The 18,971-nt window shown below is 61.2% G+C and carries 17 protein-coding genes; 13 read left to right on the forward strand and 4 right to left on the reverse strand.

Annotated elements, in window-relative coordinates:
• Positions 1 to 64 precede the first annotated feature (64 nt).
• The 3 genes from M5B99_RS18375 (at position 65) to M5B99_RS18385 (ending at position 3,436) form a co-directional block, all read left to right on the forward strand.
• Complete coding sequence (locus tag M5B99_RS18375; protein WP_248805368.1) at positions 65 to 1,579, forward strand: TolC family protein; 1,515 nt, start codon at positions 65 to 67, stop codon at positions 1,577 to 1,579.
• A gap of 91 nt (positions 1,580 to 1,670) precedes the next feature.
• Positions 1,671 to 2,459: an aspartyl/asparaginyl beta-hydroxylase domain-containing protein gene (locus M5B99_RS18380; protein ID WP_248805411.1), complete on the forward strand. Its 789-nt coding sequence runs from the start codon at positions 1,671 to 1,673 to the stop codon at positions 2,457 to 2,459.
• On the forward strand, positions 2,447 to 3,436 hold the full coding sequence (locus M5B99_RS18385) for a sulfotransferase family protein (RefSeq protein WP_248805369.1): 990 nt from the start codon (positions 2,447 to 2,449) through the stop codon (positions 3,434 to 3,436). The genes M5B99_RS18380 and M5B99_RS18385 overlap by 13 nt, the downstream gene beginning before the upstream one ends.
• 108 nt (positions 3,437 to 3,544) lie before the next feature.
• Here the strand turns inward: M5B99_RS18385 and M5B99_RS18390 are convergent, their stop codons facing one another.
• Entirely contained in the window at positions 3,545 to 4,312 is a 768-nt protein-coding gene (locus tag M5B99_RS18390; protein WP_248805370.1) for a slipin family protein, read from the reverse strand.
• Between the two features lie 2 nt (positions 4,313 to 4,314).
• Entirely contained in the window at positions 4,315 to 4,896 is a 582-nt protein-coding gene (locus M5B99_RS18395; protein ID WP_248805371.1) for an NfeD family protein, read from the reverse strand.
• Between the two features lie 310 nt (positions 4,897 to 5,206).
• Between M5B99_RS18395 and M5B99_RS18400 the strand changes: the two genes are divergently transcribed.
• Together M5B99_RS18400 and M5B99_RS18405 are read left to right on the forward strand one after the other, a co-directional pair.
• Positions 5,207 to 5,668 (forward strand): aminoacyl-tRNA deacylase, encoded by a 462-nt coding sequence (locus M5B99_RS18400; protein WP_248797908.1) that lies wholly within the window; start codon positions 5,207 to 5,209, stop codon positions 5,666 to 5,668.
• Between the two features lie 109 nt (positions 5,669 to 5,777).
• Positions 5,778 to 6,023: a DUF2789 domain-containing protein gene (locus M5B99_RS18405; protein WP_248805372.1), complete on the forward strand. Its 246-nt coding sequence runs from the start codon at positions 5,778 to 5,780 to the stop codon at positions 6,021 to 6,023.
• A 222-nt stretch (positions 6,024 to 6,245) separates the two neighbouring features.
• On the opposite strand, the gene M5B99_RS18410 is transcribed toward M5B99_RS18405, so the two are convergent.
• The gene (locus tag M5B99_RS18410; RefSeq protein ID WP_248805373.1) at positions 6,246 to 7,019 is read right to left on the reverse strand and encodes a hypothetical protein; all 774 of its coding nucleotides are present in this window, start codon (positions 7,017 to 7,019) and stop codon (positions 6,246 to 6,248) included.
• Entirely contained in the window at positions 7,016 to 9,916 is a 2,901-nt protein-coding gene (locus tag M5B99_RS18415) for an N-6 DNA methylase (protein WP_248805374.1), read from the reverse strand. Before M5B99_RS18415 ends, M5B99_RS18410 begins: the two co-directional genes overlap by 4 nt.
• Positions 9,917 to 10,767: 851 nt before the next feature.
• On the opposite strand from M5B99_RS18415, the gene M5B99_RS18420 reads away from it, so the two are divergent.
• From M5B99_RS18420 to M5B99_RS18455, 8 genes are all read left to right on the forward strand, one after another.
• Positions 10,768 to 11,046 carry a hypothetical protein gene (locus tag M5B99_RS18420; RefSeq protein WP_152741815.1) on the forward strand — a complete coding sequence of 93 codons (279 nt, stop codon included), beginning with the start codon at positions 10,768 to 10,770 and terminating at the stop codon, positions 11,044 to 11,046.
• A gap of 307 nt (positions 11,047 to 11,353) precedes the next feature.
• Positions 11,354 to 11,812 carry a MarR family winged helix-turn-helix transcriptional regulator gene (locus M5B99_RS18425; RefSeq protein WP_248805375.1) on the forward strand — a complete coding sequence of 153 codons (459 nt, stop codon included), beginning with the start codon at positions 11,354 to 11,356 and terminating at the stop codon, positions 11,810 to 11,812.
• Positions 11,809 to 13,893 carry an FUSC family protein gene (locus M5B99_RS18430; RefSeq protein WP_248805376.1) on the forward strand — a complete coding sequence of 695 codons (2,085 nt, stop codon included), beginning with the start codon at positions 11,809 to 11,811 and terminating at the stop codon, positions 13,891 to 13,893. Before M5B99_RS18425 ends, M5B99_RS18430 begins: the two co-directional genes overlap by 4 nt.
• Positions 13,890 to 14,099 carry a DUF1656 domain-containing protein gene (locus M5B99_RS18435; protein ID WP_040071952.1) on the forward strand — a complete coding sequence of 70 codons (210 nt, stop codon included), beginning with the start codon at positions 13,890 to 13,892 and terminating at the stop codon, positions 14,097 to 14,099. The genes M5B99_RS18430 and M5B99_RS18435 overlap by 4 nt, the downstream gene beginning before the upstream one ends.
• Positions 14,096 to 14,995 (forward strand): HlyD family secretion protein, encoded by a 900-nt coding sequence (locus M5B99_RS18440; RefSeq protein ID WP_248805377.1) that lies wholly within the window; start codon positions 14,096 to 14,098, stop codon positions 14,993 to 14,995. Before M5B99_RS18435 ends, M5B99_RS18440 begins: the two co-directional genes overlap by 4 nt.
• Positions 14,992 to 16,440: an efflux transporter outer membrane subunit gene (locus tag M5B99_RS18445; protein ID WP_248805378.1), complete on the forward strand. Its 1,449-nt coding sequence runs from the start codon at positions 14,992 to 14,994 to the stop codon at positions 16,438 to 16,440. Before M5B99_RS18440 ends, M5B99_RS18445 begins: the two co-directional genes overlap by 4 nt.
• Before the next feature lie 102 nt (positions 16,441 to 16,542).
• Positions 16,543 to 17,178: an NADH:ubiquinone oxidoreductase subunit N gene (locus M5B99_RS18450; RefSeq protein ID WP_248805379.1), complete on the forward strand. Its 636-nt coding sequence runs from the start codon at positions 16,543 to 16,545 to the stop codon at positions 17,176 to 17,178.
• Positions 17,179 to 17,448: 270 nt separating this feature from the next.
• Positions 17,449 to 18,963: a YdgA family protein gene (locus M5B99_RS18455; protein ID WP_248805380.1), complete on the forward strand. Its 1,515-nt coding sequence runs from the start codon at positions 17,449 to 17,451 to the stop codon at positions 18,961 to 18,963.
• The last annotated feature ends 8 nt before the right edge of the window (positions 18,964 to 18,971 follow it).

The raw sequence follows: 18,971 nt of genomic DNA on the forward strand, positions 1-18,971 counted from the left end.
GATCTGCGCTGACCTTTGTCGGCGCCTATAAAAAAGAGTGCGGTAGTCAGGGGCGGTACTAGGGATGAGAAGAAGTCATAAGTTGTTCAGCGTCAGCCTGCTGGCGCTGGTAGTCAGTGGTTGTGCCGTCACCAGCGAGCCGATCGATCGCAGCGTCAGCGAACAACGCGCCAAGAGCGATATGCAGACCATGTTCAAGGATCAGGAGCCATTGAGCGGCCCACTGACCCTGCACGAAGCCATGGCCCGTGCGGTGAAGTACAACCTCGAAGGCCGGCTCAAGATCATGGAAGAGGCCTTGGCCAAGCGCCAGCTCGACCTGGCCAGCTTCGACATGCTGCCGCGCATGGCACTGTCCGCCGGCTACGCTGGGCGTAACAACGTCAGCGCTTCCAGCAGCCAGAACGTCAAGACCGGTGAGCAGTCCCTGGTGCCTTCGACCTCCCAGGATCGCGACCGTCGTGTCGGCGATCTGACCATGGTCTGGAACGTGCTCGACTTCGGCGTGAGTTACATCAGCGCCAAGCAACAGGGCGACCAGCGGTTGATCGTCCAGGAACGTCGGCGCAAGGTGGTCAACACCATCGTCCAGGACGTGCGTTCGGCCTATTGGCGCGCCGTGGCCGCCGAGCGCCTGCTCAAGCAGATCGACAGCCTGATGGCGCGGGTCGAACAAGCCCAGGGCAACAGCGAAAAAATGAGCGACCAGCGGATCGGCGATCCGATCCAGGCCCTGGGTTACCAGCGTGCCTTGATCGTCGCCACGCGCCAGTTGGAAGAGCAGCGCAAGGCCCTGACCCTGGCCAAGACCGAGCTGGCGACCCTGATCAACCTGCCCATGGGCACCGAGCTGACCCTGGCGACCCCGGAAAACTACGAGATTCCGCAACTCAAGGTCGACATGGGCAAGCTGGAACAGGAAGCCCTGGCCAACCGTCCGGAACTGCGCGAGCAGGACTACCAGACCCGTATCAGTGCCAACGAAACCCGCAAGGCCATGCTGCGCCTGCTGCCGGGCCTGGAATTCTCCGCCGGCGGCCATTACGACAGCAACTCCTTCCTGGTCAACGACAGGTGGGCCGACTACGGCGTCAAGGTCACCTGGAACCTGTTCAACGTGATCTCCGCCCCGGCGGCCATCGACGTTGCCAAGGCCGGTGAAGAAGTCGCCACGGCCCGCCGCCAGGCCATGTCCATCGCGGTGCTGGCCCAGCTCTACGTGGCCAATGCCAACTTCAATGAAGCAGTGCGTCAGTTCAAGACCAGCCAGCAACTGTCGAACATTGACGGGCAGATCGCCGGTCAACTGCGCAACCGCTACAAGGCGGCGGGGCTTGGTGAGCTGGACCTGATCCAGGGCGAGCTCAACACCTTGCAGGCCGATCTGCGGCGCGACCTGGCCTATGCCGACCTGCGCAACGCCTATGGACAGATCTTTGCCAGCGCCGGGCTGGATCCGCTGCCACCGCAAGTGTCTTCGACCAAGATCCAGGCGATTGCCGGGGCCTTGGCCACGCGTGAATCCGACTGGGCCGCGGGCAATATCGATGAACCTGTGAGGCCTGCTCAAGCGAAATGACCGACTTGCCCCGGGGGCCCATCAGCCATAGCCAGGGCGAGGCTTGTGTCGGGCGGTTGCCCGACGGGCTTCGCGCGGCGGGAGCCATCCGCTGAGCCGGCCGGCGTTTTCCCGCCTGCCTGTCGCCGTGGACCTGCCACTGCTGCGCCAGGCCCTGGCGCAGTTGGGCGACAGCGCCTGGGTAGCGCATTTCAATCGCGATTACTTCACCGGCGAGTGGAGCGGGGTGGCGCTGGTGTCCGCCAACGATGCCCCGGGCGAACTGGCGCCGGGCAAGGGCGAGGCGGTTGCGCGCAAGCCCTGGCTGGAGGATCCGCGCTGGTCCTATGGCTTGCAGGGCCTGCCGTTGGAGATCCGTTCGGCGCGTCTGTTACGGCTGGGGCCGGGTGGGCGGATTCATGAACATCGCGATTACGACCTCAGTCCTCCGGACGCCGACCGACGCCTGCATATTCCCTTGCTCAGCCCGCCTGACGTGGAGTTCATGCTCGAGGGGCGGTGCATTCCCATGAAGGCCGGCGAATGCTGGTTTCTCGATTTGGCGAGGCCCCACAGTGTCGACAACTGGGGCGATCACGATAGGGTCCATCTGGTACTCGACTGTCGTCCGAGTGCCTGGCTGGAACAGCAGATCGCCGCGGGCCTGCCGAGTACCCCGGCGCCCGGCCCGGGCCGGGCCGCCGTGGCACTCGAACAGTTTCGCCAATGGCTGGAGCGTGACCCGCAACTGTGCCGGGAACTGCAGGCGCACACCGACAGCGAAGCCTTTATTGCCCACACCCTGGAGCGCGCCGCCGCCCATGGCCTGCATTTCGCTTGTGAGGACCTGCGCGCGGCCATGAGCCGTGGCCGGCGTTGGAATCAACCATGGACGGCCTGAAGGACTGGTTGCCGATTCGCGTCTGGCGCGAAGGCGCCTATTGGCGTGTCGACTGGTGCTGGTTCGGCAAGCGCCGGCTGGATCAGCCGTTTTTTGGCGATTCGGTGAACGCGGTCCTGCAACTGCCGTTCAATCAGGTCTTCCGGCGTGAGACGCCACTGGCGGTGCTCAGTGAATGGCAGGTGCCGGCGGTGGCGCCGAGTGCATTCATCTATCACGCCTCGCGGTGCGGTTCGACGTTGATCGGCCAGATGTTGGCGCAGCTGGACAGCCATATCGTGATCAGCGAACCGCCACCGCTCGACCGCTTGTTGCGCGACGAGCTCGATCCACAGGCACGGCGTGCCGCCCTGCAGGGGCTGCTGGCGGCCTATGGTCAGCGGCGCTGTGCTGGCGAAGAGGCGCTGGTGATCAAGCTGGACGCCTGGAATATCGGCGAGTTGCCGTTACTGCGCGAGTGTTTTCCCGAGACGCCCTGGCTGTTCCTGTACCGCGATCCGCTGGAAATCGCCGTGTCCCATGTGCGTCGAGCCGGCATGCACATGGTGCCGGGGATGATTGGCCACAGCGTGCTGGACACCCCCGGGCAGGACGACTCGCGGGAAGACTACATCGCTGCACGCCTCGGGCGGATCCTTCAGAAAGGTTGGGAGCACTGCGTGGCTTTTGGTGGTTTACCGGTCAACTACAACGAACTGCCGGGGGCGTTGGCCGGGCACCTGGGCGAGTTCTTCGGGCTCGATGACCGGCAGCGCAGCCAGGTGTTTGCGGTTGCCCGGCAGCACGCCAAGCAACCGGACCAGGTGTTTGTGCCGGACAGCCAGGACAAGCACCGGCAAGCGTCGGAGCGGCTCAAGGAACGGGTGGCGTTCTGGGCCGAGGGACCTTATCAGGCGCTGGAAACCCTGCGGGCTGAACGCAATCCTCCCGGAACATCCGGTCGTCTCTTGATCGCGCGCAATGGCCGTCAACGCTAACGCGGAATCTCAAGCCTAGCCGAAATTTGAATTTGTGGTGAGCGGGCAAGCCTGCTCGCCACAACACCGCGCCTGCTTGTGAATTTCTTGACTGGCGGTCCTCGGGCGTCAGGTCTTGTCCTTCGCCGACAGATCGGCCATGCCCTTCAACAGCTCGATCGGCAGCGGAAACACGATGGTCGAACTCTTGTCCCCGGCAATCGACGACAGCGTCTGCATATACCGCAACTGCATGGCCCCTGGTTGGCGGCCGAGCATCTCGGCGGCCTGCATCAGCTTCTCGGAGGCCTGCAACTCCCCTTCGGCGTGAATCACCTTGGCCCGCCGTTCCCGTTCGGCCTCGGCCTGCTTGGCAATGGCGCGGATCATCGACTCGTTGAGGTCCACATGCTTGATCTCGACGTTGGCCACCTTGATCCCCCAGGCGTCGGTCTGGGCGTCCAGTACCTGCTGGACATCGGAATTGAGCTTCTCCCGCTCGGCCAGCAGCTCATCCAACTCATGCTTGCCGAGTACCGCGCGCAATGTCGTTTGGGCCAGCTGACTGGTCGCAGCGAGAAAATTCTCCACCTGGATAATCGCCTTCTGCGGATCGAGCACGCGGAAATACAGCACCGCGTTGACCTTCACCGAGACGTTGTCGCGGGTGATCACGTCCTGCGGCGGGACATCGTGGACCACGGTGCGCAGGTCCACCCGGACCATCTGCTGCACCAGCGGAATCAATATGATCAGCCCGGGGCCCTTGACCTGCCAGAAGCGGCCGAGCTGGAACACCACACCGCGTTCGTATTCACGCAGGATGCGAAAGGTCGAGGCCGCCAGCATCAGCAGCAGGAACGCGAGCAGCGCGCCGGAACCCAATTGCAGGATCATGATCAATCTCCTCGCCTCGGCGGGTCGTCAACGGCTTTCACTTCCAGGAGCAGGCCCTTGCGTGCGATGACCCGGACCTGTTGACCGGTGTGCAGCGGCGTGGGGCTGAGGACCTGCCAGTTTTCGCCTTGCAACTGCACCCAACCGGCGTAGGCGTCGTCTGCTTTCAGCGCGGTCACCGGGGTCAGGCTGCCTTCCAGCCCGGCATCGCCACTGACCACCTGGCGCTGGCGGGCCTTGAGGGCCGCGACGATCAAACCGACCAGCAAGAGCAGCCCGATCAGCATCAGGGTGAGTTTCAACGGCTGTGCAGTGTTGTCGTCGAACAGCTGTGGGTCGAACAGGATCAGCGTGCCCGCCACCACGGCGACGAGACCACTGAAGCCGATCACGCCGAAGCTGGGCAGCAGGGCCTCGACGACGATCAGGGCGATACCCAGCAGGATCAGCCCGGAACCGGAGTCGTCGATGGGCAGCACCAGCAGGGTCACGACGGAGTCGGCGCCTTCGGCAAGTTGGGGCCCAACGGGCCATACGATCAGCCACCCGAGCAACAACCAAGCCCACCAGCAACGACTGCTCACTTGCATTCTCCGCGAGTTCGTCACCCCCATTAAGAAGCTTAGTCGAGTGGGGACGCCCCGGCGGATAAACCTCTGCTCGCGGGCGCCCACAGGTTCGGGGCGTACACAACATCTGGGTATGACGCTGTCATGTAGGAGCAGGACTTGCCCGCGAAGCTTTTTAGACCCGACCCGACTATCGGGGATCTGTGATAGCGAGAACGGTTACTGACGTTAAGCCGACGCCTGGCGCTGAACTGCCTAGACTCTTACCCAAGGAATGCAGCAAACCCATCGCCCTGGGGCATTCGACAGGGCTCGGAGGTGCATCATGCGCATGGCAAAAACCGTGCAGCGCAGCCTGGAACAGGCGCACTGCGAATTCGACATCGTCGCTCATCCGCATTCGTCCAGCAGCCTGGAAACCGCCCGCCTGGCGGGGATCCCGGCCGAACGCATGGCCAAATCGGTGGTGCTCGACGACCAGCACGGGCACTACCTGATGGCGGTCCTGCCCGCCAGCCAGCACCTGGACCTGAGCAAGGTCCGTGGCGCCAGCACCTGGCAGATCACCCGGGAAAGCACCCTGGCCTATCTGTTCCAGGACTGCGAACGCGGTGCCGTGCCGGCCCTGGGCGAGTCCTATGGCTTGAAGATGGTGGTCGATCCGCAATTGACCCGCCAGCACGACATCTACGTGGAAGCCGGCAACCACCACAACCTGGTGCATATGCAGATGGACCAGTACCTGAAACTGGTGCCCCATGCCGAGGTGTGCGAGGTCTGCCACTGAGGTCCGGGCGCGGTCTGTTCTCTACTCACGCGGTGCTTCACGGCGGGAACGCCCTTGCTCGCGAAACTGTCTGACCAGTACCGCCATTTTCCCTATATCGGAGAGCCCCATGCAATCGCCTGACCACAGCTTGCCGTCCCTGTTCAAGCAACTGGGCCTGCCCGACGACCCCGTCAGCATCGACCGTTTTATCGCCACCCACTCGCCGCTCAAGCCGGAGCTGCATCTGGCCGACGCGTTTTTCTGGAGCAAGAGCCAGGCGGACTTTCTGCGTGACGAGATCCTGGACGATGCCGACTGGGCGGAAGTGGTGGATCAGTTGGATGTGTTGTTGAGGAAGGGGAGAGGGGTGTAAAAAAATGTGGAAAATGCCCTAAATGTAAAAAAATCTGGGGAAGAGATAAAAAATCTGGGCTTTAATCGCGTTAATCAGTTTTTTCTGCGGTCCTGTAGCGAGCGGGCTCGAAGCTCTTCACTCCGTAGGCGGGATTGCTCCCTGCCCCTGCTTTTGAGGCAGATATCCGTTGTCCATCGCGGAGTTCACGGAACGAAGTCGATCCAGTTGTAATTGGGGTGATTACAATGTCGTTAGCTCAACCGCCAGCATGTTGGCAATACATACCTTTGCCCCTGCCTGGGCGATGTGTCCGACGACAGTGTGAGATCGATGATTAAGCCCGTCTGCGTTGACGATCAAATCTTGCTCCCCCACTTCTGTGAAGCGCTCGTCTGCCTTCATGCAATTTTTCGTTTCATTCATCATTGCAATAATCTGCGTAGGTTCAACGTAGCCCAGTAGACCGATTACGCCATTGGTCTCGTAGGGGTCGATCGCACGGACAAAGCATCCAAATCCAGCCTCACCAAGCAGATCGTTCGCGATGTCTTTTGCCAAGCGAACGATTTTCGCTTCCATGGCGAACTGGAGCTGCAATGTCGGATTAGCAGGAAAGAACACAAGATCTGGACGCTTTGAACTCGAGCCTGTAGCAACGTCGCTGGGGGCCGTATGGTCGGGAATAACGCAAGCAATACTAATTCCCGGCACCAGCGCTGCGACTCCTCCGCGTTCTTGTAGCAACCGGTTGGCTTCGGTCGATAAGTGGGCTGTAATGGCCGTTTCTGAGATATTGGCTGGCACTGCAGTTGCGCGCTTTCGTTTTGTAGTGGCGCCTGGTGTTGTACAGAACTGCTGCCACCTAATGGGCTGCACCAAGGCGTGATGAGCCGACAGGAGGACGTCGTAGCACTGGGTAACGAAATTTGCTAACAATGATGCGCGATACGGGTTGACGCCCGTCTCGACTAAGGACCGATGAAGCTTCGCTAAGAAATTTTCAGGGGAGGTCATTGAGCGGCCAAGAGAAGGTTTGTAACTCGCAGTGCATCGCCGTACGCACGGTCAAGCGAGAAGTTGAGGCGTCCGGCTGGCTTATCGATTTGTATTTGTCGCCCACCTTCAGTCCACGTGACATGCGCTGAGTCATAGAATTGAAACGCGGTCAAGCCGGCATCCGGCGGCGTTGGTAGCGGCTCGGCCATGTCAATGATGATTTGAGCCGAAGAATCGCTTATGCAACTCGCATCGCAGCGTCGAAAGAGTGTGCCAAAGTTGCCGAGCAAGGAGGTGCTCAACACCGACAAGTAGTCATCCGGTACCTTGTCAATGCGCTCGTTTGCATTGGCAGGTGTGAGGCCATTTTCAAATTGAAGGCGCATGTCAAGATAGTCCTGCATGGCGGCCGCGACGTCCTGGACCTGCATCGCCGTGATAAAGTCCTGCGTGTCAGTGGCATCGTCATCGTCCTCTGCTTGCAGAAAGTACTCCGGTCTAGGCACTACAATTTCGTTGAGGTCACGCCTCTCGACTCGAGTGCGATCCACCTGCCACAGTTGTCCGAACAATGCGAATTGAAAGCGTGCGAAGTCGCTCATCAGGAAGCGCCCTAGCTTAGATAGCACGGCCGCACGCTCAGTGAGCGTCAAGTGGGTCGGTTCGTCTTTCCAGTAGATCACGTTCATTGACGAGTTAACCGCGAGAGGAAATCTGACCTCTAAGGCTTGGGCCAGGCTTCGCGAGACCAGCAAGCGCTCGCTCTGAAACTTCTTGCGATGCTGTGCGCTGCAGGCTTCGAGCTGCTGTTCAGACAATTGTTTAGGGTGGTTCGCTAGCGTTGTGAACCCGTCACCGTATTTGGTGAAGTCGCTGATGCTACAGATCTCGTCGGCGCGTAAAAGAGTTCTTGCTGGTGTGCTACCTCCCGCAGATACCAGTCCCAGTTGCACCAGCAGTTCACCGAATGTGGTTGCTGTGGCTCGTGACACGGCTTGGCGTAGCCTGTTCTTTGCGGCGCGATCCAGAGGGCGAAGCGCATACGCATCGAAAATCTGTCCCTGATCGCGAAAGACAAGGACGCTAGGCATCCACTGCACGTCAGAGCAGTCGATCGCCAGCGTCCACATTGCCTTGGGCGTGAAAGGCTGAGTCCACAGGGCAGGCGAATAGAGCGCAGTGCGGCTTGCATATGTAACCGCACGCGCGGAGACAAACAGCAAAGCAGCGGGCTGCTCAGCGTTCTCGAAAAGATGTCGACGCCATTGCGACAAATTGACGATGGCCCGAACATGAAAAGTCTGCCCCAATGCGGGTAGAAATGTCTTCGCGGAAGGGCTCGAAATCGACTTCGACGGCATGACAAGGCCAAGCATGCCGTCGGAACCTAGGTAGCGCCTCAAGCTCAACCACGTGATAATTTCAGACGCTTCCTGACCATCGACCGGATCATCGCTGTCAACTGTGCAGGTTGTGACCTTCTCTAGCGGCTTCCAAGGTGGGTTGCCTACCACACAGGTAAACTCAATTTCTTCGAAATGTCTCGGCGAACTGAAGAAGTCTGCCACCAAGATGTTCGAACCGATGAGGCGCGGAAAGACCTTCGGTCGCCGCCTCTCGGTGACAATGGCCAGCAACTCGGCCTGATCCGCGTACTCAAGGATATTTAGATAAAGGCTGAATGCAGCAACTGCCGCTGCCGATGCAGCCTTCTCGATTCCGTAGATGCATTGCACTAGGATTTGGCGCAATTCTTCCATAGGGAGGCGTTGCAATCGACGTTCGACAAGGATGCGCTCAACGATCCGCCGGAAGGCGGCTACGAGGAATACGCCGGATCCCGCAGTGGGATCTAGAACGCGTGAGTCCTTTGAGAACTCTTGTTCATCGCCAAGTCGATTAACGACAAAGTCCACAAGAAACGGTGGTGTGTAGACCACACCATCATTGCGTACGCTAGCGGGACTCTCGCTCCTCAGGAATTCCTCATAGACCGCCGAGAGTGTTTCGACCTGGATCGCTCTCAGGTCAATTTCGAAGAGCTCGGTCTGCTCGCCTCCCTTGTGTAGCGTTGTGCCTCCACGCAGGTAATCGATCGCCAAATCAAGATGCTTTTGCTGGATCTTGAGCCGTTCATTGAGGTCCAACACAAAGACCGTGCCGTTAAAAATGTCATCGATCCGATCCTGCAGTTCCCAAAATTGGGCAAGAGTGATTGCCGGTCGGACGACATGCGATGAGTCGTCGTCTACGACCAACCCTTGCGCCCATGCACTGGGCACAATCCCTCTATCCAATAGGAGGAACGTATAGAGGACACGCCCGATCAGTCGGTTGACGATCACTGCAGGAAGCTCGCCGCCCTCAATCGCAGTGGCTAGGCGCTTGTGAAGGTGATCCAGTGCTCGCAGCAGGCGCTTGTCCACAGTCCCTGCCGACTGAAGCCTGAAATCTCGCCATTGCAATGATGATCGTAGGCGCACAGCGGCGAAGTCTTTAAGGACAGAGCCTGCACCTATCTTCTTCAGATCATCTAAGTCAGCAGAAAATATAAGTGTCGTCCAATCGCCTTCAGACGCGAAATCAAAGCCAGGACAAACAATGAAGCGCTCTTGGACCGCGATGATGAGCCACGGTGCGAGACCCTGGCTCCATACCCAGCGATGGTGACGCCGTGCTTCCTCAATGCTATCGGCGTGTGCAAGGTAGACAATGGGAACGAATCGGCCGGTAACTCGGTTACCAAATCCAGGCTCCCATGCGCCGAAACAGGCTTGCAGCTTGATCGCGTCCGCGGCAGCGTGCAACGCATGAGCACTACCAATCGCACGAGCGAAGTCTGACGGTCCTTGAAGTAGCCCCTCATCGCCGTAGTAACCGAGCGTGTCGACAAGCAGATCGATGCTAGCGCTCACAACAGTCCCTCGGGCTGGTTGACCTCTGCAGCTCCTTGACGACTACCGCCAGGACCAAGCCGATTTTGGGCTCCCCTGCCGAATCCACTGGCACCAAGAGGCATGACAAGTTAACTGACACTGCTACCGGTTGGTACAGCTTAAGGGATAACACCGGAACTCCCCAAAAGCCGGTCATTATTGACGCCACAGTTAGCTGCGTCGCAGAGAAGCATAGCGATGATGGCATAGGTGCGCGGAATCGCGCCCGACTTCGAGTAGTTCGACACCGACGCTGGCCGAATGCAGAGGTACGATGCGAAGTCATTGATGGTCATCCCTGCCTTACCAAGATGGTGATGAAACTCGGCGTAAAGCACTGATCCACCTAAGCAAATTTTACGATCCTATGGGAATCGCGCCGGGCTGTAAAGTGCCGCTTAGCTTTACGTTGGTGCTCTTGTCCCCGTGTGCAGTGACTGCTGGCCTTTATAAAGCTTCGTCGGAACGCCACCCAGACCCATAGTCGTTCGTTGTCTTCTGGATCGGCGTCATGCTTGGTAACGCTTTATCCGGGTGTGGGCGTTTTGCCTCTGTTGTGTCCCCTGAATTCTCAGCTCTATAGTTTGTTCCGTCGGCACCTGTCGACAGCGGATTTGGCGATCCGATCAACTGTGTGAGCGCAAACAGTGCCCAGGTTTTGTTGCACGCATTTGAAAATGCGGGTAATAGCGTTATGGCGGCTGTGCGCGGGAGACCTTCTGGTCTGCCGGGTTCCATAGTTACCGGTTCGCCAACCTGCGTACAGCTGCCACCCGTTGTTTGGCGACGGTGGATGGCAGCTTCAGGTCTATAACTTTGGAGCCCTAGTCATGACGACATATCACCCGTTAACCACTAACCCCGCCGGCACCCCAGTCCTGCTGATCGACACCCAAGCCCCGCTACGCCTGCTCCACGAAACCGCCTGCGCCCGCATCCGTGCGGGTACCGCGCAACTGGAAACCCTCACTTCGGTCACTATCAGGAACATCGACGACGCCGATCTGTACCGGCTGACCAACGGGGCTTACCTGCTGCTGCAGGATGGCCTGGATATTCTCGACCGGATCCAGTTCCGTCTCCCCCTGGAAACCCCATTGCAAGCGTGACGTGTGGCTTTTACCCAATCGCTGCTCGTTCCCATTGTGGCGGGCAGCGCTGTCCACAGGCACAGAGCAACGGTGCAAGAACGCTGAAGTTTCCCAAGCCAAAACAGCAGAATTTTTATATCACGCTACGATTCAAGCCCGACGATTCCCCAAGCACCTCATCGCCCGTGAACTAGGCTTGAGTTCAGCCGGGCCACCCTGTCCCCAGCCGTTACCCGGTCGAATGAAGTAATTGTTTCAAAACTTGACGACCCCCCAACTGATGCGAGATATTGATAGTTAGCAAACTAACAATGCGAATCTCCTCGTGTCCAAGCACCTCGAACAGTTGCACAAGCACATCAGTGCCGGCCTCGTCGTCGCCTCGCGCCATTGGCGCCGGGTGTGCCAGACCACGCTGGTCAATTATGGGATCTCCGAAGCCTGCGCCATGCCGTTGCTGTTGGTCGGGCGCATGGGGCCGGGCGTGCGCCAGGTGACGGTGGCCCACGAAGCGGGTATGGAGAGCCCGTCGCTGGTGCGCCTGCTCGACCAGTTGTGCACTGCCGGCTATGTGTTGCGCAGCGAAGACCCGAGCGACCGCCGCGCCAAATGCCTGAGCCTGACCGAGGCCGGCGAGCATCTGATGCATGACATCGAAAGCCAGTTGATCCGCTTGCGCAGTGAAGTCCTCGACGGCATCGCACCGGCTGATCTGGAAGCGGCGCTGCGGGTCATCCGCGCCTTCGAAGCGGCCGGGCAGAATCTGGGAGTGGCAAACCCGTGAACGGTTTCTGGACCGGCATGCCGCCCGCCCGCGACTGGTTCTACGGCGTGCGCACCTTCGCCGCCTCGATGATCGCGCTGTATATCGCCATGTTGATGGAGCTGCCGCGCCCCTACTGGGCCATGGCCACCGTCTATATCGTTTCCAGCCCTTTCGTCGGTCCTACCAGTTCCAAGGCTTTGTACCGCGCGGTCGGGACCTTTCTCGGCGCCTCGGCGGCGGTGCTGTTCGTCCCGCTGTTCGTGCAGACACCCTATCTGCTGGTGGTGGCGATCGCGCTCTGGACCGGCATCCTGCTGTTTCTCTCGCTGCACCTGCGCACCGCCAACAGCTATGCGCTGATGCTGGCCGGCTACACCATGCCGATGATCGCCCTGCCCGTGGTCGACAACCCCCTGGGGGTGTTCGATGTGGCGGTGTCGCGGACCGAAGAAATTTTTCTCGGCATCGCCGTGGCGGCGGTGGTCGGCAGTATGTTCTGGCCCCGGCGCCTGGCCCCGGTGTTTATCGACGCGGCGGGCAAATGGTTCGGCGATGCCTCGACCTACAGCCTGCGTTTCCTTTCGCGCAACGTGCAGGCCGATGAAGTCAGCACCTTGCGTTCGGCCATGGTGGCAACCTTCAACAGCCTTGAATTGATGATCGGCCAGTTGCCCCACGAAGGCGCCCGACCGCAGACCGTGCGCAACACCAAGGAGTTGCGCGGACGGATGATTCACCTGTTGCCGGTGGTCGATGCCCTGGACGACGCGCTGTATGCGTTGGAGCGGCGTACGCCGGAACTGGTGGCGCGTTTCGCCCCCTTGCTGGTGGCCACCCGTGAATGGCTGGAAAGCACCACGCAGCAGGTGCCGGTTGAACGCTGGCAAGCCCTGCGGGCTGAGATCGAGAGCCTGCAACCGAGCCCGGTCGAGCTGGATGACCGACGCCAGTTGTTGTTCTCCAACGCCCTTTACCGCCTCGGCGAGTGGATCGACCTGTGGCAGGACCTGCGCAGTCTGCAATACGCCATCCGCTGCGAAAGCCAGGACAATTGGCGTGCGGTCTATCGCCATTGGCGTCTGGGCCGCCTGACGCCGTTCCTCGACCGCGGCCTGATGCTCTATTCGGCGGGCTCGACGGTGCTGGCGATCATCGTCGCCTCGCTGCTGTGGATCCTGCTCGGCTGGACCGACGGGGCCAGCGCGGTGATCCTGGCGGCGGTCGCCTGCAGCTTTTTCGCGGCGATGGACGACCCGGCGCCGCAGATCTACCGGTTCTTTTTCTGGACCGCGATGTCGGTGATTTTCGCCAGCCTCTACCTGTTCGTGGTGCTGCCCAACCTGCACGATTTCCCGATGCTGGTGCTGGCCTTTGCCGTGCCCTTTATCTGCGTCGGCACCCTCACCGTACAGCCGCGCTTTTACCTCGGGACCTTGTTGACCATCGTCAACACCTCGTCCTTTATCAGCATCCAGGGTGCCTACGACGCCGACTTCCTGAACTTCACCAATTCCAACCTGGCCGGGCCCGTGGGCCTGCTGTTCGCCTTTGTCTGGACCCTGGTGGCCCGGCCATTCGGAGCGGAGCTGGCGGCCAAGCGTCTGACCCGTTTCAGCTGGCACGACATCGTCGGGCTGACCGAGCCGGCGACCCTGGCCGAACACCGACACCTGGGCGCGCAGATGCTCGACCGGCTGATGCAGCACCTGCCACGGCTGGCCATGACCGGCCAGGACACCGGTGCGGCGCTGCGCGAGTTGCGCGTCGCGCTCAACCTGCTCGACCTGCTGGCCTACACGCCACGGGTGCCGGGGGTGGCCAACGTGCTGCTCAAACAGGTGGTGGAAGAGGTCGGCGAGTACTTTCGCGCCTGCCTCAAGACCCGCGAGCGCCTGCCGGCCCCGGCGCCTTTGCTGATGACCCTGGACCGCACGCGCCGGGCCCTGAGTTCCCAGGGACTGGACGATGGCGAAACCCGCCTGCATCTACTACACGCCTTGAGTGGCCTGCGCCTGGCGTTGTTGCCCGGCGTCGAATTCGTCGATAGCGGCGATCAGTCGGAGAGTGTTCCCTATGGGATCAATGGGGTGCCTTTATGATCGGTGACCTGGATATCAGCGGGGTGTTCCTGCCCACGCTGCTGGTGCTGATGGGCATTACGTATGCGCTGTACCTGGTGGTGCACGGGCTGTTGACGCGCCTCCACTTCTACCGCCTGGTCTGGCACCGGGCCTTGTTCAACGTCGGTCTCTACGCTTTGTTGCTGGGCGTTGTGGATTCGTTCAGTCGATACCTGATGACATGAAAAAACCTCTTTTGACCATTGGCCGTGTAGTCCTGACTTTGCTGGTGGTGATCTTCGCCTGCCTGGTGGTCTGGCGCATGGTGATGTACTACATGTTCGCGCCCTGGACCCGGGACGGGCATATCCGCGCCGATATCGTGCAGATCGCCCCGGATGTGTCCGGTCTGATCCAGCAGGTGCAGGTGCGCGACAACCAGCCGGTGAGCCGTGGCCAGGTGCTGTTCAGCATCGACCAGGACCGCTTCAAGCTGGCGCTGCGCCAGGCCAAGGCCGCGGTGGCCGACCGCCAGGAAACCCTGGCCCAGGCCCAGCGCGAGAACAAACGTAACCGTGGCCTGGGCAACCTGGTGGCCGGCGAGCAACTGGAAGAAAGCCAGTCACGGGTCGCCCGTGCCGAATTGGCCTTGGCTGAAGCCCAGGTGGCGGTGGACGCCGCGCAGTTGAACCTCGACCGCTCGGTGATCCGCAGCCCGGTGGACGGCTACGTCAACGACCGTGCCCCTCGTGAGCGCGAGTTCGTCACGGCCGGGCGGCCGGTGCTGGCGGTGGTGGACAGCAGTTCCTTCCATATCGACGGCTACTTCGAGGAAACCAAGCTCGACGGCATTCATGTCGGCCAGGCGGTGGACATCCGGGTGATCGGTGACAGTGCGCGGTTGCGCGGGCATGTCGAAAGCATCGTCGCCGGGATCGAGGACCGTGACCGCACCAGCGGTTCGAACCTGCTGCCCAACGTCAACCCGGCGTTCAGCTGGGTGCGCCTGGCCCAGCGGATTCCGGTGCGTATCGCCTTTGACGACGTGCCGGCGGACTTTCGCATGATCGCCGGACGCACGGCCACGGTGTCGATCATCGAGGACGCCAAAGCCGCGCCGAAGAAAGAGGCCGCGCAATGAAACCGCTGGCGCAAGTCGCGACTCTGGGGCTGGGCCTGATGCTGTCGGCGTGTTCGATGGTCGGTCCGGATTATCACCTGCCGGCCGATTCGGCGCTGCAACGCAAGGACCTGCAAGGGAGCATCGCCGGCGAAGGCGACAATGTGGTGTCGGCCCCCGTGCCGACCGATTGGTGGCGCCTGTACCAGGATCCGCGCCTGGATGAGCTGGTTCGTCAGGCGCTGGCGTCCAACACCGATTTGCGCGTGGCGGCGGCGAGCCTGTCGCGGGCCTGGGCCCAGGTGGAAGAGGCCGAGGCGGCCGGCGGCTTCAGTGCCGGGATAAAAGCCGGGGCCCAGCGCTTGCAGGAGTCCGGCCAGGCCTATCTGCTGCCGGAAAAGGTGCCGGTGGCCAACGTCGGCGATATTGCGATTTCCGCCTCCTACCAGTTCGACCTGTGGGGCACCCTGCAGCGTGGCATCGAGGCGGCGAAAGCCAATGCCGACGCGACCCAGGCAGCCGGCGACGTGGCCCGCATCACCCTGGTGGCGGACGTGGTGCGCTCCTATACCCAGGTCTGCGCGGCCAACGAGGAACGCCAGATTGCCGAGGAGTCCCTCGCGCTGCAATCCCAGAGTACCGAGCTGACCAAGCGTCTGCGCGACGCCGGACGTGGTGACGAAACCCAGGTCACCCGTGCCCAGACCCAATTCAAATCCCTGCGCGCCGAACTGCCGCGTTACCAGGCCGCGCGCCAGGCCGGCTTGTATCGCCTGTCGATGTTGCTGGCCAAACCCCTGGAGCAACTGCCGGCCGGCGTCGCCGATTGCGCCGCGCTGCCGCATATCACCCAGTTGTTGCCGGTGGGCGACGGCGCCGAGCTGCTCAAGCGCCGTCCCGATATCCGCCAGGCTGAACGGCGGCTGGCGGCAGCGACGGCCGGCGTCGGCGTGGCCACCGGTGAGCTGTACCCGAATATCAGCATCGGTGCCACGGTGGGGACGGTCGGCATCCTGAAGGATCTGGGCGATCCTTCGACCAATCGCTGGGGGTTTGGGCCGGCGATCAGTTGGAGCGTGCCGACCAACGGCGCCCGTGCCCGCATCCGCGAAGCCGAGGCTGGCACCCAGGGCGCCCTGGCGCACTTCGACGGCGTGGTGCTCAACGCCATTCGCGAAACCCAGACCAGCCTGGCCCAGTACACCGCGCAGCTTGACCGCCGCGATGCCCTGGCCGATGCGGGGAATTCTGCCAAGCTCGCCGCGGAGCAGACGCACCGCTTCTTCAAGGCCGGTCGCGCCTCGTTCCTCGCCGACCTGCAGGCAACCCGCACCTACACCGATGTGCGCGCCCAACTGGCCTCGGCCAACACCCAGGTGGCGATGAGCCAGATCGATTTGTTTCTGGCCCTTGGCGGTGGCTGGGAAAGCGGACGAACGCCAGCTGTTGAGCACGCGAAACCCTGAGTCCGTTGCTATGCTTTGAACTATCGGCTGGTCGCCGCTGGTTGGGAGCGTTGGGAGAATCCTAACCATCGTGGTCAGCGTGGCCCGATGGGGATTCTAATAATGAAAAACCCTTATGCTCCTGGTTTCTGGTGTGCGGTGGTGGCGCTGGTCCTGCTCTCGGCGACCTACTTCTATGGCGTCATGCTGGCGCACCAGATCGACAAGGCCCTGGTCTTTCTCGACAGCGCCACGGCGTTGATCGCGGTGATGTCCATCGCCGTGGTGGCGTGGGCCAGCTATCAGGCGCAGCAGGTGAAGAAACGCCAGCTGTCCCAGAGCAAGACCCTGGTGCAGGTCTGGGACACCAAAGTCGCCCTGCGTCGGGTCGAAACCGTCTTCGACCGGTATTTCTGGGGCAGCTACTGGCAACCCGGCCAGACCTTCCAGGAAGTCATGGGTGAACTCACCGGTACGCCGCTGGAAAAAAGCCTGGAAATGCTCAAGATCCAATGCCTGAAACTCGACCGCGAAGTGGCCCATGACGAGCGCCACTGGCTGAGCAACGCCCGCGAATTATCCGACGTCGCCACGGCGATGGCCCGCGAGCGCCACCAACTGGATGTCTGCGACCCGCGTAACGACTCACCGGACGGCGTGGTGATCAACCGCGACTTCGAGGTGCTGGTGTACACCTGGACCGCGCGTTTGAAGACCTTCGATCATCAACTGGATGAGATGGAAGTCCAGTATTCCTGAGCCGCCCCTGCCCTGGCGGCGGTTATTCCGGCGCAAATGTGCGCAGGCCGTCGATGTGCGCTGCCAAGTGCACTAATCCCATACTGCGTTGTCAGTCATTTCGCTTTCGTCCGTAGGATAGGGTGGCAGCCAGTGGCCCGTGGGCAAAGCCTTGGGGCCTGCTCCGGCAAATGCTACCCTGCGTCCTTTCGAGTATTGTCGAGCCGGCTCCGGTCAGGGGTCAGGAAGACCAGCATTTCTCCACTTAACGGACATCGATCGGGTCAACTCATGAATAAATCAGCAGGTTTGCTTTTAGGTTTTGTCGTAGTGGTCGGTGCGCTGAGCACCGCCGGCGCGTGGTACACCGGCAATCAACTGGAAGGGGTGCTGAACACTTCGATCCAGGAAGCCAACCAACAATTGAAGACTGCCCTGGCCAGTGCTGGCGGCAGCGCGAATATCGAGTTGGTGTCGCTTGATCGTCACCTGTTCACCAGCACCGCGCACTATCGTGTCACGCTGCGGAACCTGCAGGCCGGTGGGGAAAAGAAGGACATCGAGCTGCTGTTCGTCGACCATATCGAACACGGGCCGTTGCCGTGGTCGCGTGTTAAAGCGTTGAAACTGGCGCCGGTGATGGTCAACAGCAACTACGAGCTGGAAAAGAACGACGCCACCGCCAAGTGGTTCGACGCCGCCAAGGGCGCCGCGCCGCTCAAGGGCCAGGTTGCCCTGGGCTACAACCGTTCGGTGGACGGCAATATCGAACTGGTGCCGCTGGACTTCGCGCCGGACGCCAGCACCAGCGTGAAATTCTCCGGGCTGAACCTGGCGCTGACCGCCAGCGACCAGGCCGCCAAGATCAAGCTCAACGGCTACATGGATAACCTCAAGGTCTCCGCCGTGTCCCCGGAGCAGGGCCCGGTGCAGGTCGAGCTGAACGGCCTGACCCTGGCCAGCGATCTGACCAAGAGCGATCTGGGGTTCTACCTGGGGCAGAACATCATCGAACTGAGCGAGACCAAGCTGACCTACGGGGTCAAGCCGGCCGTGGTCACGGTCAAGGGTTTCGAGCAGAAAGACTCGACGGAAGCGGCGGGCAATGTGCTCGCCGGACGCCTGGCCTATAACATTGCCTCCATCGACTACAACGACAAGCCGGTGGGCAGTGCCCAGATGAGCTGGACGGCGAAGAACCTGGACTTCCCGGCGATGCAATCGCTGATCAAACTGTACCAGGTCCAGTTGGAAGCGCTGCAAAAGGCCCAGGCGGCAGGGGTTCAAGACCCTGAGGCGGCGGTGCCGGAACTGACTCCGGCCCAGCAGACCCAGGCCGAAGCGGACATCAAGCAATTGCTGGCCGGCAAGCCGCAGATCGCCCTGGAAAATTTCTCGCTCAAGACCACCAACGGCGAGAGCCGCGCCAGCCTGGTAGTGGACCTGACCAACCCGTCTTCCACCGAGCTGCCACCGGTGGAACTGGGCAAGCAATTGGTCTCGCAACTGGATGCCAAGGTGCTGTTGTCCAAGCCGATGATCGCCGACCTGGCCGGCCTGCAAGCGCAGATCCAGGGCCAGACCGATCCCGCAGCCATCACCCGGCAAGCCTCGATGGCCAGTGAAATGGCCGGCACCATGGCCCTGTCCACGGAGATGGGCACGGTGCAAGGCAGCGATATCGTCTCGACGTTGCACTACGCCAATGGCCAGGTGGACTTCAACGGGCAGAAAATGCCAGTGGAAGACTTCATCACCTTGCTGCTGACCAAGTTCGGTGGCGCGGGCGGCGGCGAACAGCCTTGAGCTCGGGG

Source organism: Pseudomonas sp. MWU13-2100 (assembly GCF_023242365.1).
Classification (GTDB): domain Bacteria; phylum Pseudomonadota; class Gammaproteobacteria; order Pseudomonadales; family Pseudomonadaceae; genus Aquipseudomonas.

Excerpts from the sequence above, each read along its gene's own strand:
- M5B99_RS18390 (WP_248805370.1), bottom strand. The coding sequence starts at position 4,312 with ATGATCCTGCAATTGGGTTCCGGCGCGCTGCTCGCGTTCCTGCTGCTG.
- M5B99_RS18450 (WP_248805379.1), top strand. The coding sequence starts at position 16,543 with ATGAAAAACCCTTATGCTCCTGGTTTCTGGTGTGCGGTGGTGGCGCTG.
- M5B99_RS18405 (WP_248805372.1), top strand. The coding sequence starts at position 5,778 with ATGCAATCGCCTGACCACAGCTTGCCGTCCCTGTTCAAGCAACTGGGC.
- M5B99_RS18375 (WP_248805368.1), top strand. The coding sequence starts at position 65 with ATGAGAAGAAGTCATAAGTTGTTCAGCGTCAGCCTGCTGGCGCTGGTA.
- M5B99_RS18410 (WP_248805373.1), bottom strand. The coding sequence starts at position 7,019 with ATGACCTCCCCTGAAAATTTCTTAGCGAAGCTTCATCGGTCCTTAGTC.
- M5B99_RS18420 (WP_152741815.1), top strand. The coding sequence starts at position 10,768 with ATGACGACATATCACCCGTTAACCACTAACCCCGCCGGCACCCCAGTC.
- M5B99_RS18455 (WP_248805380.1), top strand. The coding sequence starts at position 17,449 with ATGAATAAATCAGCAGGTTTGCTTTTAGGTTTTGTCGTAGTGGTCGGT.
- M5B99_RS18400 (WP_248797908.1), top strand. The coding sequence starts at position 5,207 with ATGCGCATGGCAAAAACCGTGCAGCGCAGCCTGGAACAGGCGCACTGC.
- M5B99_RS18440 (WP_248805377.1), top strand. The coding sequence starts at position 14,096 with ATGAAAAAACCTCTTTTGACCATTGGCCGTGTAGTCCTGACTTTGCTG.
- M5B99_RS18445 (WP_248805378.1), top strand. The coding sequence starts at position 14,992 with ATGAAACCGCTGGCGCAAGTCGCGACTCTGGGGCTGGGCCTGATGCTG.
- M5B99_RS18385 (WP_248805369.1), top strand. The coding sequence starts at position 2,447 with ATGGACGGCCTGAAGGACTGGTTGCCGATTCGCGTCTGGCGCGAAGGC.
- M5B99_RS18435 (WP_040071952.1), top strand. The coding sequence starts at position 13,890 with ATGATCGGTGACCTGGATATCAGCGGGGTGTTCCTGCCCACGCTGCTG.